The organism is Paenarthrobacter sp. NPDC091711, assembly GCF_044756605.1.
GTDB lineage: Bacteria > Actinomycetota > Actinomycetes > Actinomycetales > Micrococcaceae > Arthrobacter.
The window spans coordinates 1-25,655 of sequence record NZ_JBIVTF010000015.1; the positions used below are offsets into that span (position 1 = coordinate 1).

Annotated in this window: 20 protein-coding genes; 5 read left to right on the plus strand and 15 right to left on the minus strand. The window is 63.7% G+C overall.

Annotation, left to right across the window (positions count from 1 at the left end; genetic code table 11):
* Positions 1–424: 424 nt before the first annotated feature.
* From tyrS to ACIQH5_RS18335, 3 genes are all read right to left on the minus strand, one after another.
* Positions 425–1,735, minus strand: coding sequence for a tyrosine--tRNA ligase (gene tyrS / locus ACIQH5_RS18325; protein ID WP_400406130.1), 1,311 nt, complete (start codon positions 1,733–1,735; stop codon positions 425–427).
* A 37-nt stretch (positions 1,736–1,772) separates the two neighbouring features.
* On the minus strand, positions 1,773–4,001 hold the full coding sequence (locus ACIQH5_RS18330) for an ATP-binding domain-containing protein (RefSeq protein ID WP_400406133.1): 2,229 nt from the start codon (positions 3,999–4,001) through the stop codon (positions 1,773–1,775).
* A gap of 78 nt (positions 4,002–4,079) precedes the next feature.
* Positions 4,080–4,736 carry a DNA-3-methyladenine glycosylase gene (locus ACIQH5_RS18335; RefSeq protein WP_400406361.1) on the minus strand — a complete coding sequence of 219 codons (657 nt, stop codon included), beginning with the start codon at positions 4,734–4,736 and terminating at the stop codon, positions 4,080–4,082.
* 95 nt (positions 4,737–4,831) lie between these two features.
* On the opposite strand from ACIQH5_RS18335, the gene ACIQH5_RS18340 reads away from it, so the two are divergent.
* Positions 4,832–6,463: an AlkA N-terminal domain-containing protein gene (locus tag ACIQH5_RS18340; RefSeq protein WP_400406136.1), complete on the plus strand. Its 1,632-nt coding sequence runs from the start codon at positions 4,832–4,834 to the stop codon at positions 6,461–6,463.
* On the opposite strand, the gene ACIQH5_RS18345 is transcribed toward ACIQH5_RS18340, so the two are convergent.
* From ACIQH5_RS18345 to argC, 9 genes are all read right to left on the minus strand, one after another.
* Entirely contained in the window at positions 6,384–7,121 is a 738-nt protein-coding gene (locus ACIQH5_RS18345) for a maleylpyruvate isomerase family mycothiol-dependent enzyme (RefSeq protein WP_400406139.1), read from the minus strand. The genes ACIQH5_RS18340 and ACIQH5_RS18345 overlap by 80 nt on opposite strands.
* An 85-nt stretch (positions 7,122–7,206) precedes the next feature.
* Positions 7,207–8,622, minus strand: coding sequence for an argininosuccinate lyase (gene argH / locus ACIQH5_RS18350; protein WP_400406141.1), 1,416 nt, complete (start codon positions 8,620–8,622; stop codon positions 7,207–7,209).
* Positions 8,622–9,827, minus strand: coding sequence for an argininosuccinate synthase (locus ACIQH5_RS18355; RefSeq protein WP_166842791.1), 1,206 nt, complete (start codon positions 9,825–9,827; stop codon positions 8,622–8,624). The genes argH and ACIQH5_RS18355 overlap by 1 nt, the downstream gene beginning before the upstream one ends.
* Before the next feature lie 71 nt (positions 9,828–9,898).
* A complete protein-coding gene (locus ACIQH5_RS18360; RefSeq protein ID WP_090822559.1) occupies positions 9,899–10,435 on the minus strand; it encodes an arginine repressor in 537 nt (178 codons plus the stop codon).
* Positions 10,435–11,442 (minus strand): ornithine carbamoyltransferase, encoded by a 1,008-nt coding sequence (gene argF / locus ACIQH5_RS18365; RefSeq protein WP_400406145.1) that lies wholly within the window; start codon positions 11,440–11,442, stop codon positions 10,435–10,437. Before argF ends, ACIQH5_RS18360 begins: the two co-directional genes overlap by 1 nt.
* Positions 11,439–12,779 carry an acetylornithine transaminase gene (locus ACIQH5_RS18370; RefSeq protein ID WP_400406148.1) on the minus strand — a complete coding sequence of 447 codons (1,341 nt, stop codon included), beginning with the start codon at positions 12,777–12,779 and terminating at the stop codon, positions 11,439–11,441. Before ACIQH5_RS18370 ends, argF begins: the two co-directional genes overlap by 4 nt.
* Positions 12,776–13,720, minus strand: coding sequence for an acetylglutamate kinase (argB, locus tag ACIQH5_RS18375; protein ID WP_400406151.1), 945 nt, complete (start codon positions 13,718–13,720; stop codon positions 12,776–12,778). Before argB ends, ACIQH5_RS18370 begins: the two co-directional genes overlap by 4 nt.
* A 10-nt stretch (positions 13,721–13,730) precedes the next feature.
* On the minus strand, positions 13,731–14,897 hold the full coding sequence (gene argJ / locus ACIQH5_RS18380) for a bifunctional glutamate N-acetyltransferase/amino-acid acetyltransferase ArgJ (protein WP_400406154.1): 1,167 nt from the start codon (positions 14,895–14,897) through the stop codon (positions 13,731–13,733).
* Entirely contained in the window at positions 14,894–15,925 is a 1,032-nt protein-coding gene (gene argC / locus ACIQH5_RS18385) for an N-acetyl-gamma-glutamyl-phosphate reductase (RefSeq protein ID WP_400406157.1), read from the minus strand. The genes argJ and argC overlap by 4 nt, the downstream gene beginning before the upstream one ends.
* 167 nt (positions 15,926–16,092) lie before the next feature.
* On the opposite strand from argC, the gene ACIQH5_RS18390 reads away from it, so the two are divergent.
* The 4 genes from ACIQH5_RS18390 to ACIQH5_RS18405 all read left to right on the plus strand — a co-directional run bounded on the left by ACIQH5_RS18390 (position 16,093) and on the right by ACIQH5_RS18405 (position 23,654).
* Positions 16,093–17,181 carry a fatty acid desaturase family protein gene (locus ACIQH5_RS18390; protein WP_400406160.1) on the plus strand — a complete coding sequence of 363 codons (1,089 nt, stop codon included), beginning with the start codon at positions 16,093–16,095 and terminating at the stop codon, positions 17,179–17,181.
* Between the two features lie 85 nt (positions 17,182–17,266).
* A complete protein-coding gene (locus ACIQH5_RS18395) occupies positions 17,267–18,232 on the plus strand; it encodes a quinone oxidoreductase family protein (protein ID WP_400406163.1) in 966 nt (321 codons plus the stop codon).
* 155 nt (positions 18,233–18,387) lie between these two features.
* Positions 18,388–22,299 (plus strand): Pls/PosA family non-ribosomal peptide synthetase, encoded by a 3,912-nt coding sequence (locus tag ACIQH5_RS18400; protein ID WP_400406364.1) that lies wholly within the window; start codon positions 18,388–18,390, stop codon positions 22,297–22,299.
* 11 nt (positions 22,300–22,310) lie between these two features.
* The gene (locus tag ACIQH5_RS18405) at positions 22,311–23,654 is read left to right on the plus strand and encodes a M1 family metallopeptidase (RefSeq protein ID WP_400406166.1); all 1,344 of its coding nucleotides are present in this window, start codon (positions 22,311–22,313) and stop codon (positions 23,652–23,654) included.
* On the opposite strand, the gene ACIQH5_RS18410 is transcribed toward ACIQH5_RS18405, so the two are convergent.
* From ACIQH5_RS18410 to ACIQH5_RS18420, 3 genes are all read right to left on the minus strand, one after another.
* Positions 23,651–24,298: a 4'-phosphopantetheinyl transferase family protein gene (locus tag ACIQH5_RS18410; protein WP_400406169.1), complete on the minus strand. Its 648-nt coding sequence runs from the start codon at positions 24,296–24,298 to the stop codon at positions 23,651–23,653. The genes ACIQH5_RS18405 and ACIQH5_RS18410 overlap by 4 nt on opposite strands.
* 79 nt (positions 24,299–24,377) lie before the next feature.
* Positions 24,378–24,575: a hypothetical protein gene (locus tag ACIQH5_RS18415; RefSeq protein ID WP_400406172.1), complete on the minus strand. Its 198-nt coding sequence runs from the start codon at positions 24,573–24,575 to the stop codon at positions 24,378–24,380.
* A gap of 164 nt (positions 24,576–24,739) precedes the next feature.
* Complete coding sequence (locus ACIQH5_RS18420; RefSeq protein WP_400406175.1) at positions 24,740–25,606, minus strand: trypsin-like serine peptidase; 867 nt, start codon at positions 25,604–25,606, stop codon at positions 24,740–24,742.
* Between the last annotated feature and the right edge of the window lie 49 nt (positions 25,607–25,655).

Genomic DNA, 25,655 nt, shown 5'->3' on the forward strand with positions numbered 1-25,655 from the left:
TTCCGCATCAGCGGCGGCGACTCGAATAACTTTACACGCGCCCAACCCCCACACCAAATCCACACCAACACCACCCAAAAACCCCGCCAACACAAGGAAAACAACCCCACCACACCCCAAAACCACCCCAAAACAACAACGACAAGTTCCAGTGAAGCCCGTCACACCAACCAACCACCAGACACCAGCCGCAAACCCAACAACCCAACACGCCGCCGTCAAACCCCTAAAACACCAACCCACCCCCGCCAAAAATGAGAGAGCGATGAGTTCAAACCCGAGGGACGTGAGAGAGCGATGAGTCCAAACCCGAGGGATGTGAGAGAACGTCCAAAAGGGGGTGGCGGCTATCAGGCTGGGAACGCAGAAAGGGCCGGCACCCATGAAGGTGCCGGCCCTTTCGGAACGGGATGGAAAAGTGAACCTAGGCCGAGACCTCAATGGTGGCCAAGTTCTTCTTCCCGCGACGAAGAAGCAAGTAGCGTCCGTGAAGCAGCTGCTCGCGGGCAATAACGGCGTCAGGATCGGACACCTTGGCGTTGTTCACGTAGGCACCACCTTCGCCCACTGTCCTACGGGCGGCCGACTTGCTGTCAGAGAGCCCCGAGGCGACCAGGAGGTCGATGATGCCGAGGCCATCAGCATCAACGGTGGCGGAGGGAAGTTCGGCCGTGGCAGCTTCGAGTGTCCGCTCGTCAAGTACGGTGAGGTCGCCGTTGCCGAAGAGCGCAGCCGAAGCGGCGATGACTTTTTCGGTAGCGTCCACACCATGCACCAGGGAGGTCACTTCGAAGGCAAGCTTCTTCTGACCTTCACGGGCAAAGGGACGCTCGTCCACAGCCTGGCCAAGTGCTTCGATCTCGGCGCGGGACAGGAAGGTGAACACCTTGAGACGATCAACCACATCAGCATCGGCCGTGTTCAGCCAGAACTGGTAGAACGTGTACGGGCTGCACATGTCCGGGTCCAGCCAGATGGCGTTGCCTTCGCTCTTGCCAAACTTGGTTCCGTCGGAGTTGGTGATCAGCGGCGTGCCCAGGGCGTGCACGCTCTTGCCTTCCACCTTGCGGATAAGTTCGGTTCCACTGGTGAGGTTGCCCCACTGGTCCGAACCACCGGTCTGCAACGCACAGCCGTAATCGCGGAAGAGCTGAAGGTAGTCCATGCCCTGCAGGATCTGGTAGCTGAACTCCGTGTAACTGATGCCTTCGTCTGAGTTCAGGCGCGAGGCCACGGCATCCTTGCGGAGCATGGTGCCGACACGGAAGTGCTTGCCGATCTCGCGGAGGAAATCGATCGCGCTGAGCGGCGCAGTCCAGTCGAGGTTGTTGACCATGCGGGCAGAGTTCTCGCCCTCGAAGCTAAGGAAACGGCGCACCTGACCCTGAAGGTAGCCGACCCACTCCGCGACGGTGTCCTTGGTGTTCAAGGTACGTTCCGCCGTCGGTCGCGGGTCGCCGATCAGGCCGGTGGACCCACCCACCAAACCAAGCGGCTTGTGACCGGCCAACTGGAGCCGACGCATCACCAGCAACTGCACCAGGTTGCCCAGGTGCAGTGAGGGCGCGGTGGGATCGAAGCCACAGTAATACGTGATCGGGTCCCCGGCGAGCAGTTTTTCCAGTTCAGTTTCATCGGTGGAAACGTGGACCAGACCGCGCCATTTGAGCTCCTGCCAGACGTTGGCAAAGGCGGGATCGTTGTGCTGGGACTCGAGGTTGTTTACGTGTGACACGAGATCTAAGTTAGCAGGCTTGCGGGGTCCGTTTTTCCTAGCGCTCGATGCCGGCCGGTACCGGTGCGGCCGCGATGAGGCGCAGACGCTGCGTGGCACGGGTCATGGCGACGTAGAGGTCGCCCACCTTCCCGTGCTCGTGGTTCAACATGGCAGCTGGTTCCAGGACCACGACGCCGTCGAACTCCAGGCCCTTGGCTTCCTTGGGACTGATCACCACGATGTCCTGCTGGTAGCTGCCTGCGCCGCTGCCGATGCGGCGTCCGTAGACCTCACGCAGCGCAGCGGTGGCTTGCGGAAGCAATGGTCCGTCGGCGATCACAGCCAGCAGGCCGCCGTCGATCGCTTCCACTTCCTCCGGCAGGACGTCAACCAGACGCTTGACGATGCCATCCGCCTCCACATGGTCCACGATTGGCGACCATTTACCTTCGCGGACGGCCTTGGGTGCCGAAACAACCAAGCCTGCGCGATTGGCCATGCGGACCGCCGCTTCGGCTATCTGCGACGGTGTGCGGTAGTTGACGGTCAGTTCTTCCAGCGTCCAGCGGTCACCGAACGACGGCGCCAGCGCGCTTTGCCACGAATTGGCACCGGCTGCTGCACTCGTTTGGGCGATATCGCCCACAATGGTGAAGGACTTCAGCGGGCAGCGCCGCACGAGGAGCCGCCACTGCATGGGCGAGAGTTCCTGGGCTTCGTCAACCACGATGTGTCCGAAGGCCCACGAACGGTCGCTGGTGGCGCGCTCGGCAGCGGTCAACCGCCCTTCACGCTCCTGGTTCTGCTCGGCGAGCTCTTCAGCGGTGACCAGGACGTCGACGCCCATGGCTTCCATGTTGGCGAGAGTCTGCTTTGCGTTGGCAAGATCGCGGGCCCGGTCCGCTTCCTGCTGGGCCAGTCCCCTGCCGGCGGCCGGGTCCAGTTCACCCAGCAACTCGGCGGCCTCGTCCAGCAGCGGAACGTCCGCTTCAGTCCATGGTGCATCCACCGGGCGCTGCAACAGGGCCCGCTGGGCGGACGTCAGGTGCGGCGTGCAGGCTTCAAGGATGGCCGGCTTGCTGAAAAGCTCTGAAATGAGTTTCTCGGGCGTCATCGGCATCCAGCAGAGGTTCAGCGCGATGCGTACATCGCGGGCGGACCGGACGTCCTCGGCAAGGTAGGCGCGGTCGGCGTTGTTGCCGATGTTTCCTTCCTCAACGAGGTCCGTCAACTGCTCCGTGAGCTCACGCAGGAGGATCTTGACGAACGTGAGCCGTGCTTCGTTGTGAGGCTTTCCAGTGGCGCGGGCTTTTTCCCTGGCACGGCGTACTTGGCGGACCGTCAGTGTCAGCTTCCGCGAATCAACTTCGAGGATGCGGTCCTCTGCAGGCGTCCGCTGCCGATTGGCTACGGCGTTTGCCACCACGGTTGCCATGTCCAGCTTGCCCTTGAGCGCGGCAACATCGGCGTCGTCCTCGGGAATGGCCTGAATCCCGGGCATGAGGCGGCCGAGGCTGGCCATGACCACACCGGTCTCACCGAGCGAGGGCAGCACTCGTTCGATGTAGTGCATGAAGGACGACGACGGCCCAACGAGCAGAACACCAGCGCTCTTGAGCCGCTCGCGGTGGGTATACAACAAATAGGCGGCACGGTGCAGGGCCACGGCGGTTTTGCCCGTTCCGGGACCGCCCTGAACTACCAACGCGCCCGAAATGGAGGAACGAATGATCCGGTCCTGCTCGGACTGGATGGTGCCCACGATGTCCGACATACGGCCGGTGCGCTTGGAATTAAGCGCAGCCAGCAACGCGCCTTCGCCCTGGAGGGAGTCGTTGTCAGCGAGCATCCCGGCGTCCAGGACGTCGTCTTCGATCGCTTTGACGTCGCGGCCTTGAAGGATCAGGTGGCGACGACGACGGACGCCTTGGCGATCGAACGCAGTCGCCTGATAGAAGTGGCCCGCTTCGGGCGCACGCCAGTCGACCATGAGCCGCTGTAGATCGGCCGTGGACAGCCCAATTCGGCCGATGTATTGCGCCTCACCCGAATCGAGGTCGAGGCGCCCAAAGACCAGGCGGTCGTCGACGGCGTCGAGCTGGGCCAGGCGGTCTTCGTACAGTGCCGCGAAGGCATCCCGTTCCGAGACGTTCTGCATGGTTCCCACCGCGCCGGCCTTGCGCACCTGCGCCAGCTGGGCGCGCTTTTCAGCGCGCAGCTCATCGAGCCGGGCGTACAGCCCGGCAACATATTCCTGCTCGTGGACCAAATCAGCGTCGTGCATCGAACCGTAACCCCTATCGCAAAAGACAGACCGTCCATTCTACAGCGATTTTGGTAAACGTGGGGGGTACGGTGAACGTCACCCGGCAGTGTTACGCGTCCGCGGCCTGGCAGCCTTGTACTTGGACACCGTTGGATCATCTTCAACCCAAAAACGCCACGGATACTCAGTGCTTCCGCCCGGACCCGCAACGCCCACACGCGGGCCACTGGCCACGGCAGCTGCGGGCGTCTTCGGCAACCACAAACTGAACGGTGCGGCCAGCGCGTCACGGCCAGTATCCGCCGTCGTAAGCCCCAGTGCGGAGGCGAGCCGGGCAGGTCCGCTCGCCAGGTCCTTGTGCGCCTTGGATGCCGGCCTGCGAAGGGCAGCCAGCCCTTCACCTTCCACTATTTCGCCGGCGCGAAGGAGCAGCGCTGACGGGGAGCCATCGGGACCGCAGACGATGTTGGCGCAGTAGTGCATCCCGTAGGTGAAATAGACGTACAGGAATCCCGGCGGCCCGAACATGGGCGCATTCCGGGCGGTAGGACCACCGAAAGTGTGAGAGCCGGGATCCGGATGTTCTGAATCACGCGGTCCCATGTAGGCCTCAACCTCGGTAAGCCTGACCGAGACCGGACCGGCTTCCGAGTGGTGGGTAAGAACCGCTCCAAGAATCTGCGGAGCGATGACACGGGGGTCTCCCTTAAGGAACGCGCGCACCTTTTCAGGGTTGCTGACCCCGTTCTCCATGGACGAACTCATGACCAGACACTAGCAAAAAAGCCCTGAACGACCATGTCCGATTTCCGCTAGCACGGGTTTCGGGCGGCTGGCAGGATGTAGCCATGGACTTCTGGCAGCGCTACCGGGCGATCGACGCCCGCGACACCCGTTTTGACGGTCAGTTCTTCACTGCCGTCAGCTCCACCGGCATCTATTGCCGGCCGTCGTGCCCCGCCCGCACGCCCAAGGCTGAGAACGTCACTTTCTACGAAACCTCCGCAGCCGCTCATGAAGCCGGATACCGCGCCTGCAAGCGCTGCCTGCCCGAGGCCGTCCCCGGCACGCCGGCGTGGAACATCCGTTCGGACATCGCCGGGCGCGCAATGAGGCTGATCAACGACGGCGTGATCAGCCGCGAGGGCGTTGACGGCCTGGCGCATCGCCTGGGCTACTCCGCTAGACAACTCAACCGCATCCTCAGCAACGAACTCGGCGCCGGACCGCTCTCGCTGGCACGGGCCAGCAGGGCACAAACCGCCAGGACCCTGTTGGTCTCCACCGACATGCTCCTGGCCGACGTTGCGTTCGCGTCCGGGTTCAACAGCGTGCGGCAATTCAATGACACCATCGGCGAGGTTTTTGCGATGACCCCGACGGCGGTGCGCGCCACCGCGGCCAAGTCCGGCCAACGCCGGGGAACTTCAGTGCCAGCCGGCATGGCGCCAGCAGCGCTGACCCTGAATCTGCCCTACCGGGAACCTTTCGATCCTGGCATTTTCGACTTCCTGGCAGTTCGCGCGGTGCCCGGCATCGAGGCCGCGAGCACCTCGTCGGATGGAACTGGGACCTTTGAAACCAGAACGTACGCCCGCACCCTGCGCCTGCCGCGGGGCAACGCCTCCTTCTCTGTCTCGTACAACCCCTCAGCTCCCGGCAAACCGCTGCAACTCACAGCTGCAGTGGTGGACCTCCACGATCTCCCGGCCCTGTTGAGCCGGGTCCGGAGGTTGTTCGATCTGGACGCGGACCCTCTGGCAATCGATGACGCCTTGGCAAAGGATCCGAGGCTGACGGCCAGCGTGACAGCGATCCGAGGGATGCGTGTGCCGGGGGCCGTGGATCCCCACGAACTGCTCATCCGGGCCATGATCGGACAGCAAATTACCGTGGCTGCCGCCCGAACAGCCCTCACGCATCTATCCGCGGCCGGAACCCGAGTGGATAGCGCTGCCCCCGATTTGGAGAGCTTGTTTCCGACGGCGGCGGAACTCGCCGAAAATGGGCGTGCGTTGCTCCGTGGGCCACAGCGCCGGATCGACTCCATCGTGGCTGCGGCCGAAGCCATGGCCACAGGTGAACTCGAGTTCGGATATGGCGACGACCTTGAAAGCCTGGAACGCAAGCTTCTGCCATTGCCGGGCGTGGGACCGTGGACGGTTGGATACGTCGGCATGCGGGTTCTTGGAGCTCCCGACGTCTTCCTGGCTAATGATGCTGCGGTGCGGAACGGACTGAAGGTCCTGCCCGCAGGCGCAGGGCTCAGTAACGACTTCCGCGAAGTGAGCCCTTGGCGCTCCTACGCCACCATGCACCTGTGGCGGGCAGCAGCGGTCAAGCACGAGGGACGTGAGAGAGCGTCCGCCCCAAACACGAGGGACGTGAGAGAGCGTCCGGTTAGCGGGCCGCGGGCTGCGCGGCCGGCCACGGCAGGAGTTCCGGCAGGTCCACGCCATCAGCGGCCGCAGTGGCCCTGAGGCTTCCAAGGCTGGGTTCGCGGCCTGCAAGCCACGCGGCGATGTCGGTCAGCATGCCGGTGATGGCTATGGAAGTGCCGCCCTTGCCGATGCTCATTTGGGGAAGACCCGTGGGCTGAAGGACGAACTTGTAGTGCTCCGGAACGCGCGCCGACAGGAAGCCGATCAGGTGCTCGCAGAAGGGTCGGCTCCACGTTTCCGGCCCAAACCCCAAACCCAGGTCCGAGGCGTGGATGGTGAGTTCACGCCACAGCGCCAGCCCGCCGTCGAAGACTGTTCCGTCCCTGTAGGCGATGCGCGCTTCCCAATCCTCCGGTCCCACAGCGTCAAAGGCGGCGATGGCGGACCCCAGCGCGGCGGTGACGGATTCCGTGTGCCGGGCGAGGCTGTGCCCTGCCGCCAGTTCGATGGCTTTGGTTCGGCCGTCCATGCCGCCGTCGTACAGCTCCACGGTCTCACCGCGCCGCGCGTACTCAAGTTGCCGGGCCATTGCGTTTGCGATGCCGGTCAGGTGGGCAAGGACGTGGCCTTTGGTCCAGCCAGGAAGTTCCGACGGTTCGGCGACGGAGGATTCGTCCATCTTGGATACGAGGCGGGTGACGGTGTCGGCGGCTTTGTGAAGCTCTGCGGGCAACGTCTCAGGGGTGATCTGAGTCATAGCGCCATGTTAACGCACGGCGGGACGGCACCTCGCCCTGCTCTGCCCTAAGGCATTGCTGCGATGTACCGTCCCGCCCGGCTTTTTAGCTGACGTAGGAGCGCGCTGCGTCCAGTTCCGCTTCAAGCGCCGCCAGTTGGCGTTCGACGGCGGCCGGTGCCGTTCCGCCCTGCGAATTACGGCTGTTGAGCGAACCTTCAGTACTGAGGACGCTGCGGACCTCGGGAGTCAAGTGCTCCGAGATTGCTGCGTATTCCTCGTCCGTCAGATCCCACAACTCCACACCGCGGCCTTCGGCCTGCTTGACGGCAGCGCCGGAGAGTTCGTGGGCTTCCCGGAAGGGAACGCCCTGCCGGACGAGCCACTCTGCGATGTCCGTGGCCAACGCGAATCCCTGGGGAGCGAGGGATTCCATGCGCTCGGTGTTGAACTTCAGCGTGGCGATCATCCCGGACACCGCAGGAAGCAACAGCTCCAGGGTGTCCGCAGCGTCGAATACCGGTTCCTTGTCTTCCTGCAGATCGCGGTTGTACGCGAGCGGCAGTCCCTTGAGCGTCGCGAGCAGCCCGGTCAGGTTGCCGATCAGGCGACCTGCCTTGCCACGGGCGAGTTCGGCAACGTCCGGGTTCTTCTTCTGCGGCATGATCGAGGACCCCGTGGAGTACGAGTCATGCAGCGTGACGAAGGAGAACTCCTTGGTTGCCCAGAAGATGACTTCCTCGGAGATCCTGGACAAGTCCACGCCAATCATGGAACAGACCCAGGCGAACTCAGCGAAGACATCGCGGGAAGCGGTGCCATCAATCGAGTTGTGGACGGCAGAGAAGAAGCCCAGATCAGCGGCAACAGCCTCAGGGTCCAGGCCGAGGGACGAACCAGCCAACGCACCCGAACCATATGGCGATACACCAGCGCGCTTGTCCCAGTCCTGGAGCCGCTGAACGTCGCGCAGCAGCGCCCAGGCGTGGGCCAGCAGGTGATGGCTCAGGAGGACTGGCTGGGCATGCTGCAAGTGGGTGCGGCCCGGCATGGCCACACCGTGGTGCGCCTTGGCCTGCTCAACGAGGGCGTCGATGGTGGCAAGGACACCGCCGGCAATGATCCGGGCGTGATCACGCAGGAACATGCGGCCCAGCGTGGCCACCTGGTCATTGCGGGAACGGCCCGCACGCAGCTTGCCGCCCAGCTGGGTACCAGCCCGCTCGATCAAGCCACGCTCCAGTGACCCGTGAACGTCCTCATCGCTCTCAGCCGGGAGGTAGGCGCCGCTGGCGACGTCCTCATCCAACTGGGTGAGGGCGCCAAGCATGCCTTCGAGCTCGGCGTCGTCCAACAAACCGGCCTTGGCCAACACGCGGGCGTGGGCCTTGGAACCGGCGATGTCATAGCGGGCAAGCCGCCAGTCAAAGTGGGTGGACTTGCTCAGAGCAGCCAGCGCATCTGCCGGGCCGCCGGCGAACCGGCCGCCCCACAGTGCACCTTCGTTAGTTGCGGACGTCATTACTGCCCTGCGACGCGCAGGTCGCGGCCCGAGGCAACCTTGGAGGACATCCCCCACAGCTCGATGAAGCCACGTGCCATGGACTGGTCGAAGGTGTCGCCGGTGTCGTAGGTGGCGAGATCGAAGTCGTACAGCGAAGTCTCGGAGCGACGACCGTTGACGATTGCCTGGCCGCCGTGGAGAACCATGCGGATGTCACCGGAAACGTACTGCTGGGTGTCTTCGATGAAGGCATCCAAGGAGCGCTTCAGCGGGGAGAACCACTGTCCGTCGTACACCAGCTCGGCCCAGCGCTGGCCAACCGTGGCCTTGAAGCGGGCCTGCTCGCGCTCGATGGTGATGTCCTCGAGGTGCTTGTGGGCGGTGATCAGCGCCATGGCACCCGGGGCCTCGTAGATTTCGCGGGACTTGATGCCCACAAGGCGGTCCTCCACGACGTCGATGCGGCCAACGCCCTGGGCGCCTGCACGGCGGTTCAGTTCCTGGATGGCCTGCAGCGGGGTGACCTTCACGCCGTCGATGGCCACCGGAACACCGGCCTGGAAGGAAATGGTGACCTCATCCGGTGCCGGCGGGAATTCCGGGGTGGCGGTGTAGTCGTAGATGTCCTTGGTGGGAGCGTTCCAGATGTCCTCAAGGTAACCGGTTTCGACGGCGCGTCCCCAGACGTTCTGGTCGATCGAGTACGGGTTCTTCTTGGTGGTTTCGATCGGCAGTCCCTTTTCCTCGGCGAAGGCGATGGCCTTGTCGCGGGTCAGGGCGAGGTCGCGGACGGGTGCGATGCACTTCAGGTCCGGGCCGAGGGTCTGGATGCCAACTTCAAAACGGACTTGGTCGTTACCCTTGCCGGTGCAGCCGTGGGCAACCGTGGTGGCGCCGAATTCGCGGGCAGCCTTCACGAGGTGCTTCACGATGACCGGGCGCGAGATGGCCGAAACCAACGGGTAGTGGCCCTGGTAGAGGGCGTTGGCCTTCAGGGTGGGCATGGCGTACTCGTTGGCGAACTCGTCGCGGGCGTCGGCCACATAGGCCTCAACGGCGCCGCAACCGAGTGCGCGCTGGCGGATGGTCTCCAGGGACTCGCCGCCCTGTCCGACGTCGACGGCCACAGCAATGACCTCGGCGCCGGTGGCTTCACCGATCCAGCCGATGGCTACGGAAGTATCGAGGCCACCGGAGTAGGCCAGAACAATGCGCTCAGTCACGAGAGTGCTCCTTTGTTGTTGCTTGGTTCATTCGAATCAATGCTGTGTGAATTCATGGTGAAAAAGATCAATTAGTTGCCAGGCCCGGCTTCTTCGGCCATGCGCAGGAAACGTGCTGCCAGTTCAGCCCCGCCATCAGGATCCCGCGCGACCAGCAGCAAAGTGTCGTCGCCTGCGATCGTACCCAATACAGACGGCATCACCGAGTGGTCGACGGCCAGGGCCAGGAAGTTCGCTGCTCCGGGCGGCGTGCGCAGCACCACGATGTTGCCCGAGGCCTCCGCGGTCACCAGGAGTTCTCCACAAAGCCGTGAGAGCCGTGCATCCAGGATTTCCTGGGTCACGCCGCTCTTGGCGTTGCGGTCTCCGCCCTCGCCCGGGACAGCGTAAACGAGGGCGCCCTCTTTCCCCCGGACCCTGACCGCGCCCAATTCAACGAGGTCGCGGGACAGGGTGGCCTGGGTGACCTGGACGCCGTCGTCCGCCAGCAGAGCTGCAAGCTCTGCTTGGGAACGCACGGACTCACCCGTCAGGATGGCAGTGATGCGTGCCTGGCGGGCAGTCTTGGTGGCCGGGCTCGCGCCCGGCACGGACGGATTGGTGGACACTAGAACGTGCTCTCCCCGGTGCCCTCAACAGGAGAAAGTCCCTCCACAAAGGCCAGCCCGGAGCGGTGCATCAGCCACGCCATCAGGGCCTTCTGGGCGTGCAGGCGGTTCTCGGCCTCGTCCCAGACGATCGACTGCGGGCCATCGATGACCCCGGCCGAAATCTCGTAGCCGCGGTAAGCGGGAAGGCAATGAAGTACCACGGCGTCCGGCGCGGCCTGCGCCATGGCGGCCTCGTCCACGGAGTAATCGTGGAAAAGCTGCAGCCGGGCTTCCTTCTCGGCTTCCTGGCCCATGGAAACCCACGTGTCCGTCGCCACCACGTCCGCGCCCTTGAGTGCTTCAGCGGCATCGCTGGTAATCAGCACAGAGCCGCCGGTTTCAGCCGCCCTTTCCTCTGCCGCTGCCACGATCTCCGGCGCGGGCAGGTAGCCCTCGGGGCCCGAGATCCGCACATGCATTCCCGCAGTAACGCCAGCGAGGAGGTACGAGTTGGCCATGTTATTCGCGGCATCTCCGAGGTAGGCCATGCTCAACCCGGCCAGCTCGCCCTTATGCTCTTTGACGGCCAACAGGTCCGCAAGGAGCTGGCAGGGGTGGTAGTCATCGCACAATGCGTTGATCACGGGCACCTTGGAGTTCTCCGCCATGGCCACCAGGCCCGAGTGGGCACCGGTCCGCCACACGATGGTGGAGACCATGCGCTCAAGGACTTTCGCCGTGTCCTCCACGGATTCCTTGTGGCCAATCTGCGCTTCACCCGGGTTGATGATCAGTGCATTGCCACCCATGTCCGCAATGCCCGTGGCGAAAGAAACACGCGTTCGGGTGGAGGTCTTGTCAAAGATCACGGCCACCGTCTTACGGCCATTGCCCTCTGCGGCGAAAGGCTGCACGCTGTACGGTGCGGCCTTCATCCGGACGGCGAGCTCGAGGACCTCAGCCTGCTCGGCTGGGCTCAAGTCCGTGTCTTTGAGGAAGTGACGGGTGGTGAGGGAAGAAGTCACTGTGCGTCCTTAGCGGTGTTGTTTGTAGCTGTGGCGATCAAGGCGGGAAGAGCGTCCAGGAAGCGGTCTGCTTGATCGATGGTCAGGATCAGCGGCGGAGCGAGGCGGATGGTCCGCGGGCCCGGGCTGTTGATGATGAAGCCGGCATCCAACGCCGCGGTCACCATGGCGGGTGCGACGTCGGCGTTCACATCAAAGCCAATCAACAGACCCTCGCCGCGGACTTCTGTAACGCCTTCCACGGCTGTCAGCCCCTCGCGCAGATGCGCTCCGACGGTCAGCACGTTATGCAGGACACCTTGGCTTTCGATGGCGTGCAGCGTGGCCAGCGCGGCGGCTGTAGCCACCGGATTTCCACCAAAGGTGGTGCCGTGCTGACCTGCGGTGAGCAGGGCCGACGTCGTACTTCCGAAGGTGACCAGGGCACCCACGGGGAAGCCGCCGCCGAGTCCCTTGGCGAGGGTGATGGCGTCGGGCACAATTCCGGCGTCTTCGCTGGCGAGCCACTTCCCGGTACGACCGATGCCGGTCTGGACCTCGTCAAGAATCAACAGGGCACCGGCAGCCGTGGTCACCTCGCGGGCCGCCTGCAGGTATTCGGCGCTGAGCGGCCGGACGCCGGCTTCCCCCTGGATGGGTTCCAGGAAGACCGCCGCGGTGGAATCGTCGACGGCGGCACGCAGGGCGTCGATGTCACCGAACGGGATGTGGACCACGCCACCGGGCAGTGGCTCGAACGGCGCACGGTAAGCCTCTTTGGCGGTGAGTGCCAGGGCGCCCATGGTGCGGCCGTGGAAGGCACCTTCAAGGGCGATGACCTTGGTGCGCTTCCCGTCACCGTTGTTACGGCGCGCCAACTTGAACGCGGCCTCGTTGGCCTCGGTACCGGAGTTCGCAAAGAACACCTTGGAGCCGGCCGGAGCATTGCTGAGTTCCAGGAGCTTCTCGGCCAGTGCGATCTGCGTGGGGCTGGTGAAGAAGTTGGAGACGTGTCCCAGCGTAGCCAGCTGGCTGGAAATCACGGACGTGACGAACGGGTGGGCATGGCCCAGCGCGTTGACGGCGATGCCACCCAGAAGATCGAGGTATTCCTTGCCGTCGGCGTCCCACACAAGGCAGCCGGCGCCACGGACCAAGACCCGCTGCGGAGTGCCGAAGACACCCATGAGCGATGACGAGTAACGGGCAAGCCAGTCAGCACCTGAGCTCTGGGTAACGAGCGTGGTCGCGGCAGCCTCCGCAGCGATGGGGGCCCCGCCCGCTTCGCGGTGCCCGACCACACCCGGCCCCCCATCGCTGCTGCGGCTTTCGGCGGAATGGCTCAGTTCGGTGCTCATGCGTTCACTTCCTCGTCGGGGACTACTTGGGTGCCGATGCCTGCCGTGGTGAAGGTTTCCAGCAGCATGGAGTGCGGGAGCCGGCCGTCCACGATGTGTGCGCGCTCCACGCCTTCGTCGATGGCCTTCAGGCAGGCGGCCATTTTGGGGATCATTCCCGACTCGAGGCGGGGCAGCATTTCGCGGAGTTCCGTTGCTGTCAGCGAAGAGATCAGCGACGATTTGTCCGGCCAGTTGGCGTACAGGCCCTCGACGTCGGTCAGGATGACGAGCTTGGTGGCACCCAGGGCAGACGCCACCGCAGCAGCTGCGGTATCCGCGTTGACGTTGAGGACCTGGCCCGTGGTGGGACCGGAGCCGTTGCCGTCGTCGAGAATTTCGGGGGCGACCGTTGAGATCACCGGGATGCGGCCGGCGTCGAGAATGTCCGTGATGCCGGCGGGATCCACGCCCACCACTTCGCCTACCAGGCCAAGATCCACCTCTTCGCCATCAACCACGGTGCCGGTGCGGACGGCGCGCAGCAGGCCGCCATCTTCGCCGGACATGCCCACTGCGTAGGGTCCGTGGGAGTTGATCAGGCCCACAAGCTCGCGCCCCACCTGGCCCGTGAGGACCATACGGACCACGTCCATGGCCTCAGGGGTGGTGACGCGCAGGCCGCCCTTGAACTCCGACTCGATGCCGAGGCGGCCGAGCATGGAGTTGATCTGGGGGCCGCCGCCGTGGACCACTACCGGGTGGATGCCTACGTGGTGGAGGAACACAATGTCTTCAGCGAAGGCACGGCGGAGGTCGTCGTTGACCATGGCGTTGCCACCGTATTTGATCACCATGGTGGTGCCAGCGAAGCGCTGGATCCACGGCAAGGCTTCGATCAACGTGCCGGCTTTAGCCTGAGCGTCAGTCGTGGACGTGGTTTCGCGGGTGTGGGCAGTCATAGTCATCCGCTCAGCTCGAGTATGCGCTGTTCTCGTGCACGTAATCGTGCGTGAGGTCATTGGTCCAAATGGTGGCCTCGGCGTCGCCGGCCTGCAGGTCAATTTCGACCACTACTTCGCGCGGCTCGAGGTTCACCAGATTGCGGTCATCGCCGATTGCGCCGTTGCGGCAGATCTGCACACCGTTCATGGCGACGTTGAGCTGGTCCGCTTCGAAGACGGCATCAGTGGTGCCCACGGCGGAGAGAACGCGGCCCCAGTTGGGATCCTTGCCGAAGATGGCAGCTTTGAAGAGGTTGGAACGGGCCACGGAGCGGCTGACAATTTCGGCGTCGCGTTCGCTGGCGGCGTTGAAGGTCCGGATAGCGATGTCGTGGCTGGCGCCCTCGGCATCACCGATCAGCTTGCGCGCCAGTTCGGCGCAGACGTGGGTGACCGCTCCGCTCAGCTGCTCGGCAGAGGGCAACGCTTCGGAGGCGCCGGATGCCAGCAACACCACGGTGTCGTTGGTGGACATGCATCCGTCCGAGTCCGCGCGGTCGAAGGTGACGCGCGTGGCGTCGCGGAGGACGACGTCCAGCTCATTTGCAGGAACCTCGGCGTCGGTGGTCAGGACCACCAGCATGGTTGCCAGGCCCGGCGCCAACATTCCCGCACCCTTGGCAATGCCACCTACGGTGAACTGCTTGCCCTGGGCATCGGTGCCGGTGAAGACGGCCTCCTTGGAAACGCTGTCCGTGGTCATGATCGCCGTGGCGGCAGCGGAGCCGCCATCTTCCGACAATTCGCGGAAGGCCGCGTCCACGCCGGGAAGAATCTTGTCCATGGGCAGCTGCTCACCGATCAGGCCGGTTGAGCACACAACGACGTCGGAAGCTGAGACTCCCAAAACCTCGGCCACTTTCTCTGCGGTGGCGTGGGTGTTCTGGAAGCCCTGCGGACCGGTGCAGGCGTTGGCTCCACCGGAGTTCAGGACCACGGCGTCCACACGGCCATCGCTGACCACCTGGCGTGACCAGTGGACAGGTGCGGCAGCCACGCGGTTGGAGGTAAAGACGGCAGCCGCGGACTTTTGCGGCCCGTCATTGACCACCAGGGCCAGGTCCGGGTTGCCCGAGGCCTTGATGCCGGCTTTGATGCCTGCGGCGCGGAATCCTTTGGGGGCGGTAATGGTCACGGTGCAACTCCCTGCAGGTTCAGGCCGGCGGTTTCGTCCAGGCCGAGGGCAATGTTCATGGACTGCACGGCTCCGCCGGCGGTCCCTTTGGTGAGGTTGTCAATAGCGCAGGTGACGATCACGCGGCCCGTGTGGGGGTCGAAGGCCAGCTGCATGACAGCGTGGTTGGAAGCCTGTACCGACTTGGTGGTGGGCCATTGCCCTTCGGGCAGGAGGTGCACAAACGGTTCGTCGTCGTAAGCGTCCGCCCAGGCTTGGCGGAGTTCGGCTTCCGTGACACTGTGGCCAACCTTGGCCGTGGCGGTGGTGAGAATGCCGCGACTCATGGGGACCAGAGTAGGCGTAAAGGACACCGTCACCGGCTCCCCCGCCGCGTTGGACAGTCCCTGTTCGATCTCCGGGGTGTGCCGGTGGCCACCGCCAACGCCGTAAGGGCTCATGGAGCCCATGACTTCGGCGCCGATGAGGTTGACCTTGGCTGCCTTACCGGCTCCTGAGGTGCCGGAGGCAGAGACAATCACGACGTCGTCCGTGAGGAGGAGGTTGTTGGCGAAGCCGGGCGTCAGGGCGAGCAGGGCCGACGTCGGGTAGCACCCGGGAACGGCGATGCGCGTGGCACCCTTGAGCGCTTCACGTTGTCCCGGGAGTTCCGGGAGACCGTAAGGCCACGTGCCCGCATGAGCAGAGCCGTAGAACTTTTCCCAGGCCGCGGCGTCCTGCAGACGGTGGTCAGCACCGGCGTCGATCACTACAGTCCCCGCCGGCAACTGTGCAGCGATCTCGGCCGAAGCGCCGTGAGGCAAGGCCAGGAACACTACGTCATGCCCGGACAGGTTCTCCACCGTGGTGTCTTCCAGAATCCGGCTGGCCAGACCGTGGAGATGCGGCTGCAACTCCCCTAGTCTGGAACCGGCGTTGCTGTGAGCGGTGATGGCACCGATGGTGACGTTCGGATGGCCCGCCAGCAGGCGCAGCACTTCTCCCCCGGCGTAGCCGCTGGCACCGGAGACGGCAACAGAAATAGTCATGACCCCACTGTACAGCAAGAATATTCATGCTGTCCGATATTTATGCATGCAGTTGTGAGCAGTCTCATTATTTTGGAGATTAGCCGTATGCTTAGTGAAGGGTGATCCAGACCGTGCAGTCCGAACGTCGGCTGCAGCGTTGCCCGTTAGCGATACGGGGCACATTTATGTCACCCACGTCCACCGCTGAGCGCCCCAAGGCTCGCGCAATTCAACCAAACCCCGTCGTCCAGAGCTACTCAGAGCTCCTCAAGACCGTCAAGTCGGCCGGACTCCTCGAACGCCGTAGCGGCTTCTACATCTGGGTCTTCGTTGCCCTGGTGCTGCTCATGGCCGGCACCTGGCTCGGTTTCGCCCTCATCGGCGATTCCTGGTATCAACTCCTGATCGCCGCTGCCGTAGGCATTCTGTGCACGCAGCTGAGCTTCCTTGCCCACGAGGCGGGTCACAAGCAAATCTTCGCTTCCCGCCGCGCCAACGATTGGTCCGCCCGCCTCCTTGCCACTGGCGTCGCCGGCATCAGCTATTCCTGGTGGGAACAGAAGCATGGAGCCCACCACAACCACCCCAACGTCATCTCCAAGGACCCGGACATCCGGAACAACGCCCTGGTTTTCTACGAAGATGCTGCAGCTGAACGTAAGGGCCGCCTGGCTTTCCTCACCAAGAAGCAGGGTTGGTTCTTCTTCCCGCTCCTGACGCTCCTGGGCTTGAGCCTGCAGTTCGACTCCCTTCGCTTTGTCTTCGGCAAGCAAAAAGTACGTCACCGCTGGGTAGAGACACCCATTCTGGTGGCCAGGCTTGCCGCCCTCCCGGTACTGGCTTTCACGTTCCTGCCCATCGGCATGGCGTTCGCCTTCCTGGGCGTGCAGATCATGGTGTACGGCTTTTACATGGGCGCCTCCTTCGCCCCGAACCACAAGGGCATGCCTGTCCTTCCCAAAGACAGCCGCGTGGACTTCCTTAACCGCCAGATCCTCACCTCGCGCAACATCTCCGGTGGCATCTTCATGGACTTCCTCCTGGGTGGACTGAACCGTCAGGTGGAGCACCACTTGTTCCCGGACATGGCTCGCCCCCATCTGTACAAGGCCACTAAAATCGTGCGCGAGTTCTGCGCCAAGCACTCCATTTCCTACACGGAAACCACGCTGATGCAGTCCTACGGCATTGTGGTCAGATACCTGAACGACGTCGGACTGGCAGCGGGGCGCGGCTTCGACTGCCCGGTAGCTTCGACGCACGGACGCTTCTAGGCGTTTCACAAGGGAAGCCCTACCTTCCCTAGGATGGAATCTGAAACCGGGCACCGGAAGGACCGCCCCGGAGTGAGGAGCCACCATGTCGCACGCCATCGTTGCACAGCAGCCCGGAGGACCCGAGGTCCTCGAGTACGCATCTGTGGAAATACCGAAGCCTGGCCCCGGCCAGCTGTTGATCAAGGTCGCAGCTGCCGGGGTCAATTTCATTGAGACTTACCAACGCAGCGGCACCTACAAAGTGGAGTACCCCTTCACCCCGGGCGCTGAGGCCGCCGGAACGGTGGAGGCCGTGGGCGATGGGGTCGCGGAATTTTCCGTTGGCGACCGGGTTGCCACGGCCGAGGGATCCCGGACGTACGCAGAGTACGCCCTGGTGGAGGCGAGCAAAGCACTTCCGGTTCCTGACGGCGTCGACGATCACACGGCCGCGGCCTTGCCGCTGCAGGGCATCACCGCCCACTACCTGATGAACTCGTCATTCCGGGTAGAGCCGGGCCACACCGTACTGCTGCACGCAGGTGCCGGTGGCGTTGGACTGCTGTTGACGCAACTGCTGAAGGCCCGCGGAGCCCGCGTGATCACTACCGTGTCCTCGGACGAAAAAGCCGATCTGTCCACTCTGGCCGGGGCCGATGAAGTTCTCAGGTACGAAGGCTTCGCCGACAAGGTCCGTGAACTCACCGACGGCGAAGGCGTCAACGTGGTGTACGACGGCGTCGGCAAGGACACGTTTGACGATTCCTTGAAGAGCCTGCGCATTCGCGGCGCCATGGTGCTCTTCGGCGCTGCGTCCGGGCCCGTACCGCCCTTCGACCCGCAGCGTTTGAATGCGGCGGGATCCCTGACATTGACCCGGCCCACCATGGCCCACTTTGTTCAGAACGCCCAGGAACGCAGGTGGCGTTCAGCGGAGATTTTCGACGCCGCCGCCAACGGCACCCTTAGTGTCCGGGTGGGCGCCACTTACCCACTGGCAGAGGCTGCCCAGGCGCACAGGGACCTTGAAGGCCGCCGTACCACCGGCAAAGTTCTCTTGGTTCCCTGAGCCCTTATTGAACGCAGCATGTGCAAAAAGCGAACGGTTGATCAACAAAGCGTGACGTGCAGGAAACGCCGGACACCTGTTGTTCATCTTTCTGCGGAAAGCTGACGAACGTGAGCACAGAACATCCCGCTGGGGCCGGCACGACGCCTGCCCTGATGACGTACCGTCCCCAGCTACCGGGAGGCCCCTCCGCCCCCGCCGAGCGCACTCTCGTTGACATCCTGCAAGAAACTGCATCGTCATTCCCGGAAGCCTCGGCGCTGGACGACGGGCAAAAGTCGTTGAGCTACACCGAGCTTCTCAAGGCAGTGCGCGCATTTGCTGCCCAGCTCAACTCGGCCGGACTTGGCCGGGGAGACAAAATCGGGGTCCGTATCCCGTCCGGCACCAACGAGCTATATATCGCCATCCTGGGAATCCTGATGGCCGGCGCCGCCTACGTTCCCGTGGATGCGGACGACCCCGACGAGCGGGCGCGCCTGGTGTTCGGCGAAGCCAGGGTGGGCGCCATCATCGCTGCGGGCCTGGACATCCAGCTGTCCGGTGATCCGCGCGACCCCGTCTCCACGCCCTCCACCCCCGCCTTGGACGACGATTCCTGGATCATTTTCACCTCGGGATCCACCGGAACTCCCAAGGGCGTTGCCGTCCAACACCGGTCCTCGGCCGCGTTCGTTGACGCCGAAGCGAGGATCTTCCTCCAAGCTGAGCCCATCGGACCCCATGACCGGGTCCTGGCTGGCCTTTCAGTGGCCTTCGACGCTTCCTGCGAGGAGATGTGGCTGGCTTGGCGTCACGGAGCTTGCCTGGTGCCCGCGCCACGAGCCCTTGTTCGAACCGGCATGGACCTCGGCCCTTGGCTCATCAATCACGGGATCACGGTTGTCTCCACGGTGCCCACCCTTGCCGCGCTGTGGCCCGCCGAAGCGTTGGAAAACGTCCGTCTCCTGATCTTTGGCGGCGAAGCATGCCCGCCCGAACTCGCTGAACGCTTGGCGGTGGACGGCCGTGAGGTATGGAACACCTACGGGCCCACGGAGGCTACCGTCGTTGCCTGTGTCGCTCCCCTTGGCGGACCCGGCCCCGTAAGGATCGGCCTGCCGCTGGACGGTTGGGACCTGGCCGTCGTCGATCCTCAGGGCCTTCCGGTGGCAGAAGGCGAAATCGGCGAACTGATCATCGGCGGGGTTGGGCTGGCCCGCTACCTCGATCCTGCCAAGGACGCAGAGAAGTATGCCCCTATGGCCACGCTGGGATGGGAACGTGCGTACCGTTCGGGCGACTTGGTGCGTTACGAAGCAGAGGGCCTGATCTTCATGGGCAGGGCCGATGAACAGGTCAAACTCGGTGGACGCCGGATCGAACTGGGCGAAGTGGATGCCGCACTTCAGTCCTTGCCCGGCATAGCTGGCGCGGCTGCAGCTGTGCAGACGACGGCGGCCGGCAACCAGATCCTTGTTGGGTACCTGGCCCCCGTTGACGGCTATGAATTATCCATGGACGAAGCACGGCGCCTGCTGGGCGAGAGTCTCCCGGCTGCTTTGATCCCCTTGCTCACCGTGGTGGATTCCCTCCCCACCAAGACCAGCGGCAAGGTGGACCGTCATGCGCTCCCGTGGCCGCTGGCGGGAGCCGGCGCCACTGAGGCCGGCAACGCACCACTGAATCTGCCCGATGACGCCCGCTGGGTGGTGGAGCAGTGGGAGGCGGTACTGGGCAGCCCCGTCAGTTCGCTTGACGCCGATTTCTTCGCCTATGGCGGCGGATCTTTGGCTGCGGCCCAACTCGTTTCCGCCCTTCGTGTCCGCTATCCAACTATCACGGTGGCTGATATCTATGCCACGCCGCGCGTCGGCGCCCTGATCGACGCCGCCCGGCAATCTCTCCCCGACGGCGGCTTGCCGGGACCCGCTGCTGAGCGAACCGTCCGCCCTACGGCCTTGAAGTCGCAAATTTTCCAGGTCCTCATGGGCGCCCCGCTCCACATACTCGTGGGCATGCGCTGGCTGACCTACCTCATGGCTGCGAACAGGCTGCTGGCTGATGTCGCTGGCTTTGCCGCCGCACCCGTTGTGTCGTGGTGGTGGATTGCCGCATCATGGCTGATCTTTGTCAGCCCCTTGGGCCGGATGGCGATCTCAGTGGTTGCGGCCAAAGTGCTGCTTGGCAGGATCCAACCCGGCACATACCCGCGTTCCGGTAAGACCCACCTCCGTTTGTGGCTGGCCGAGCAAATTCAAGACCTTTCCGGTGCCATAGGCCTGGCCAGTGCACCCTTCGTCCCCTACTACGCACGCGCTCTTGGTGCCAAAATCGGCAAGGACGTCCACCTGCACTCTTTGCCGCCGGTCACCGGCCTGCTGTCTCTGGGCAGCGGAGCCAACATCGAACCGGAAGTGGACCTTTCCGGCTGGTGGGTGGACGGAGATTCCGTCCACATCGGACAAATCCATGTGGGAGCGGGTGCCGTTGTGGGAGCACGAAGCACCCTGATGCCCGGAGCGACCATTGGGGCCGGTGCCCACGTCGATGCTGGATCGGCCGTGCTGGGCAAGGTGAAGGCCGGACACCTCGTTGCAGGATCCCCCGCCGAACGCCGTGGCAAGGCCAAGCACGAGTGGCCGGAAACAGTCAGCCGGCGGCCAGTGGTTGATCGGCTCTGGTTTTCCGCCTTCGCCAGCGCTTCGGCTTTGCTGGCACTGATACCGTACGTCTCGGCATTCGCCGGCGCGCTGGTGGTCTTGGCTTTCATCCAGGGGCACGAGTCGTTGCAGACGGCGCTTCCGCAGATCGCCCTTGCCCTGCCACTTGCCGCTTTGGTGTGGTTCTTCGGCAACCTGGTGTTGATTCTGATTGTTGCGAGGCTTCTCGGTTTGGGCCTCAAAGAAGGCTACTACCGGGTGCGCAGCCGCATCGGTTGGCAGGTTTGGGCCACGGAACGCCTCTTGGATATGGCTCGGGATCTCCTCTTCCCCGTCTACGCAAGCTTGTTCACGCCCCTCTGGCTTCGGCTCCTCGGAGCGAAAGTGGGGAAGAACGTTGAAGCCTCAACGGTGCTGCTGGTTCCCAAAATGACCACCATCGGCGATGGCGCTTTCCTGGCCGACGACACCATGGTGGCCTCCTACGAGTTGGGCGGCGGATGGATGAAGATCGCTCCGGCCAAGATCGGAAAGCGCTCCTTCCTTGGCAACTCGGGGATGACGGCTGCAGGACGGAATGTGCCCAAGAATTCCCTCGTCGCGGTGCTCTCGGCGACGCCCCTCAAGGCGAAATCGGGCACTTCGTGGCTGGGCAGTCCCCCCGTAAGGTTGCGCCGCACCGCCGTCGATGCTGACCAAACCCGAACTTTCCGCCCCGCCCTCAAACTGAAGGTGGCACGGGCGTTGTGGGAACTGTGCCGCCTGATACCGGTCATCCTCACAGTAACCATCGCCGTGGGCGTGATGCTGGTGCTGGACTGGATCGCCCGCGGATGGGGTTACTGGATAGCTGCGATCCTGGGAGGCGTCGTCATGCTGGCAGCTGGGGCTGTGGCCGCCCTGAGTTCCATCGTGGCCAAATGGGTGCTTGTGGGGACCATCCGCTCCGGTGAACACCCGTTGTGGAGCTCGTTCATTTGGCGCAACGAGGTTGTGGACACCTTCATAGAGATGGTGAGCGCGCCGTGGTTTGCACGCTCGGCTGCAGGAACTCCCGCCTTGGTGTGGTGGCTGCGCGGACTCGGAGCGAAGATCGGACGCGGAACGTGGTGCGAAAGCTATTGGCTCCCCGAAGCCGACCTCGTGACCCTGGGCGAAAACTCCACAGTCAACCGTGGCTGCGTAGTCCAGACACACCTCTTCCACGACCGTGTCATGAGCCTTGACACCGTGACACTTGGCAACGGCGCCACTATGGGCCCGCACGGGGTCATCCTCCCCGCGGCGAGCATCGGCGACGGCGGAACTGTTGGGCCGGCGTCGTTGGTGATGCGTGGCGAAACCGTCCCGGCCGGGACGTACTGGATGGGCAACCCGGTGAGCCCATGGGTGGGTCCGTCCTCACAAGCGCCGCGCCTCAAGTAGATTGGACGGATATGGCCGCTCCAATCAATACTCCCCTTACCGAAGCCGACCCCTACGCCTTGAACCACGGCAGCAGCGCCTACCGCGTGGACAGGTACGAGTTGGACCTCGACGTCAGGCTGGGCAGCAACAAACTGATCGGCAAAGCGGTCCTGCACTGCACAGCTTTGGAGCCCTCGGCCCAGATTGTCCTTGACCTTGTAGGGCTGCGGGCCTCGAAAGTTCAGCTGGACGGCAAGAAGGTCCAGAAGTTCAGTCACAGGGCAGAGCACCTCGTGCTGAACCCGGCGTCGGCACTCAAGCCCGGCCAGCAGTTCTCGCTGGAGATCCGCTATGACGGCAACCCCCAGCCGCGCCGCGGCCTATGGGGCGACGTGGGCTGGGAGGAACTGAACGACGGCGTCCTGGTGGCCGGACAACCAAACGGCGCGGCGTCCTGGTTCCCCTGTAACGACCACCCCCGCTACAAATCCAGCTTCCTCATCTCCGTGACCACGGACGATAATTACCGGCCTGTATGCAACGGCAAGTTGGTGGCCCACTCCCGCAAGTCCAGCCGGGAAACCTGGGTCTACGAACACGTTGAGCCCATGGCGACGTACCTCGCCACGGTGCAGATCGGCCGGTATGCCAGGGTTCCGCTGCACGTGGACGATACTCATCACCGGGTCCCCCAGTTCGTCGCAGTCACTCCCGAGATGGCCGTGGATGCTCTTCAAGGCCTGCGGCGCCAGCCCGACATGATGCGCACCTTCGAGGATTGTTTCGGCCCTTACCCGTTCGCCGAGTACACCTCGGTGGTCACGGAGGACGAGCTGGAGATTCCGTTGGAAGCCCAGACAGTCTCCATTTTCGGCCGAAACCACATGCGGGATGCTTGGGATTCGCAGCGCCTGATCGCCCACGAGCTTTCCCACCAGTGGTTCGGGAACTCGCTAACGGTCAGCACCTGGAAGGACATCTGGCTGCACGAAGGCTTTGCCTGTTATGCCGAGTGGTTGTGGTCCGAAGAATCCAGGACCATGACTGTTGCCGCGCGGGCAACAGCTGCGTGGAAAAGGCTCGACGCCGGGCCGCAGGACCTGCTGGTGGGCGATCCCGGCCCTGAGCTGATGTTCGACGACCGCGTCTACAAGCGCGGCGCCCTGGCCGTTCACGCTGTGCGGATGGCTGCCGGGGATGAGGCGTTCTTCGGTTTCCTGCAGCATTGGACGGCCACCAACCGGCACGGTTCGGTGTCTACCGACACGTTTATTGGGGCCGCGGACGCGTTCATTCCGGACTTTGATTGCGCCGGGATCCTCCGCCCGTGGCTGTACGAAGCTTCGCTGCCGCCGCTGCCTTCAGCGCGTTAACCGAGGGCCAGCGCCGCGACGAAGCCTTCCGGTAGATCACGATTTTTGACAGCGTTCACGTCCTGCAATCCCGGACGGTCCAGTACGTCCACCTCGGCCGGGTTTCGCCTGAGGCCTTCACCGGTCATTTTCAGCCAGGCTTCTTTGCGTGCCCAGAGCCGGGCGCGCTGCGTGGCTTGATCCTGCTCCCGGATGGACACCAGGAATTCCTTCTCGGCTGCGGTCAAGGCGACGTCGTCAAAGCCGTCAAAGCCAACCCCGCTTATCGCTTCGAGGTCCACTCCCAGCCGGAAACCATCCGCTGGATGTACGACGCCGGCCAGCAGCACCCAGCCCGACGCCCGGGAGGCGCTGAGCGCCAAAGGTGCGGGGCCGCCGTCGAGCATGAACCCTGGGCGGCCGTGGTCTTGGCCGGGGCCGCATTGCGGGCAGCGATAGTCCGGCACGAGGCGAGTGGGATCGACATCGAGAAGCGAAGCGGCGAAGTGCCACAGCGCGATCCGGCCGGCAACGAAGTCATCCCTATCCTCGGGTTTGGCCAAGCTGTTGGCACGCTCGAGGGCGGGCGGGCCGAGTTGTTGAATCTGACCGCCTGTGCCGGGCACATCACTGAGCTTCCGCAGCTCAAGCACCGGGCTGTCCATCTCAGCCTTCCTTGCACTTTGCTGGTGAGTCGCAGCCACCATTCTCAATGAACAGCTGATCGGGCCCCTGGCCACCCAGCTAAACGTCGCCTGTCAGCCCACTCCTTCGACGGTTCATCACGTGCCGGCCCACGATGGACCCCACCACGACGATGGCCGCCATAACGAGGCTGATTCCGAGATTGTAAGGTGCAGCGAGAACAACCTGATAAATGAACTGTGCTACAAGGAATGCAGCGCCGGCGATGAGTCCGGCTTTGACCTTCGAGTACTTCATCAGAACTCCTTTCACGCTGCCCATCACTACTGTAAGCCCTCCCCTACGACGTTCCACGCCGCGTCGCTGTCTGTAGCCGGCGCCACTCGCCTCACTCAGCAGTGTTCCCCTCAGCCAGGATCTCACTGAGGGGAACACTTGTTGGGTGGGTTAACTCAGCTGGGCTACTTCACCGACGTCAGGTAGTTTGCCAGGGTGGGAGTGATGCGGGTGCCGGAGTTGGAGCTGCCACCGTTGGTGTGGATGGCAACGATGGTGTTGGAGCTGTTGTAGACGGGGGCGCCACTCTGGCCACCATAGGTGTCCATCTTGTAGAACACCTTTTCCGCCTGCGTGCTCTCGATGGGTCCGGTCATGGACCACATGGTGCCGAATGCCTTGTCTCCCGGATAGCCGCGCACTGTGGTGCTGGTTCCATTCAGGCTGGCGGTAGTACCGGCGTAATTGAGCCAGCCGGTGGTGTTGCCGATGGTGCAGTCGAGCTTGATGACGCCCCAGTCGGCGTTGGTGTTCGCCGAGTCGATCCAGCGCTGGTCCGTGAAGATCTCCGTTGCACCGCACGTACCGTAGGGGTCGGTTGAACCATTGCGGCCCGGGGCTACTTTGACGCCCCAGGAGTAGTCGGCCTCGGAGCCGGTGCCGCCCTCATGGACGCAGTGTCCAGCCGTCAGCACAGTGTCATCGGAGATCAGTGCGCCGGAGCAGATGTAGCCGCCATTGAACTCAATCTGCACGATGGAGCGATTGGGGGCTGCCGTGGTGTTGGTGATTCTTACCCTGCCATCGGCGCCGATGACCGAGTCCGTGGAAGCGCCGCTACTCTTGGTGGGTGCGGCAATGGTGTACTTGTCGGCCAGAGGGGATGCGGCCGAGCCCGACGTCTGCGTCTTGTCCACCGTGTGCCCTACGGGCTGAACCTCGGCAGCGGCTACTTGGGGCGTCGACTCTGACGCCACTGCAGCTCCACCAAATGAGGACGTCAGGGCCATTACTGCTGCCCCGACAAGCAAAGCAACATTCTGCTTCTTCATGAGTACCTTTCAAAGGACGGCTCTTATGGAACCGTGCGAGGGATGTGAT

Bases quoted from the DNA above. Each gene is read 5' to 3' on its own strand.
- argH (WP_400406141.1), bottom strand. From the start codon at position 8,622: ATGACGTCCGCAACTAACGAAGGTGCACTGTGGGGCGGCCGGTTCGCC.
- ACIQH5_RS18330 (WP_400406133.1), bottom strand. From the start codon at position 4,001: ATGCACGACGCTGATTTGGTCCACGAGCAGGAATATGTTGCCGGGCTG.
- ACIQH5_RS18400 (WP_400406364.1), top strand. From the start codon at position 18,388: ATGACGTACCGTCCCCAGCTACCGGGAGGCCCCTCCGCCCCCGCCGAG.
- argC (WP_400406157.1), bottom strand. From the start codon at position 15,925: ATGACTATTTCTGTTGCCGTCTCCGGTGCCAGCGGCTACGCCGGGGGA.
- ACIQH5_RS18340 (WP_400406136.1), top strand. From the start codon at position 4,832: ATGGACTTCTGGCAGCGCTACCGGGCGATCGACGCCCGCGACACCCGT.
- ACIQH5_RS18335 (WP_400406361.1), bottom strand. From the start codon at position 4,736: ATGGAGAACGGGGTCAGCAACCCTGAAAAGGTGCGCGCGTTCCTTAAG.
- ACIQH5_RS18410 (WP_400406169.1), bottom strand. From the start codon at position 24,298: ATGGACAGCCCGGTGCTTGAGCTGCGGAAGCTCAGTGATGTGCCCGGC.
- ACIQH5_RS18370 (WP_400406148.1), bottom strand. From the start codon at position 12,779: ATGAGCACCGAACTGAGCCATTCCGCCGAAAGCCGCAGCAGCGATGGG.
- argB (WP_400406151.1), bottom strand. From the start codon at position 13,720: ATGACTGCCCACACCCGCGAAACCACGTCCACGACTGACGCTCAGGCT.
- ACIQH5_RS18345 (WP_400406139.1), bottom strand. From the start codon at position 7,121: ATGACTCAGATCACCCCTGAGACGTTGCCCGCAGAGCTTCACAAAGCC.
- ACIQH5_RS18420 (WP_400406175.1), bottom strand. From the start codon at position 25,606: ATGAAGAAGCAGAATGTTGCTTTGCTTGTCGGGGCAGCAGTAATGGCC.
- ACIQH5_RS18405 (WP_400406166.1), top strand. From the start codon at position 22,311: ATGGCCGCTCCAATCAATACTCCCCTTACCGAAGCCGACCCCTACGCC.
- ACIQH5_RS18390 (WP_400406160.1), top strand. From the start codon at position 16,093: ATGTCACCCACGTCCACCGCTGAGCGCCCCAAGGCTCGCGCAATTCAA.
- ACIQH5_RS18395 (WP_400406163.1), top strand. From the start codon at position 17,267: ATGTCGCACGCCATCGTTGCACAGCAGCCCGGAGGACCCGAGGTCCTC.
- ACIQH5_RS18415 (WP_400406172.1), bottom strand. From the start codon at position 24,575: ATGAAGTACTCGAAGGTCAAAGCCGGACTCATCGCCGGCGCTGCATTC.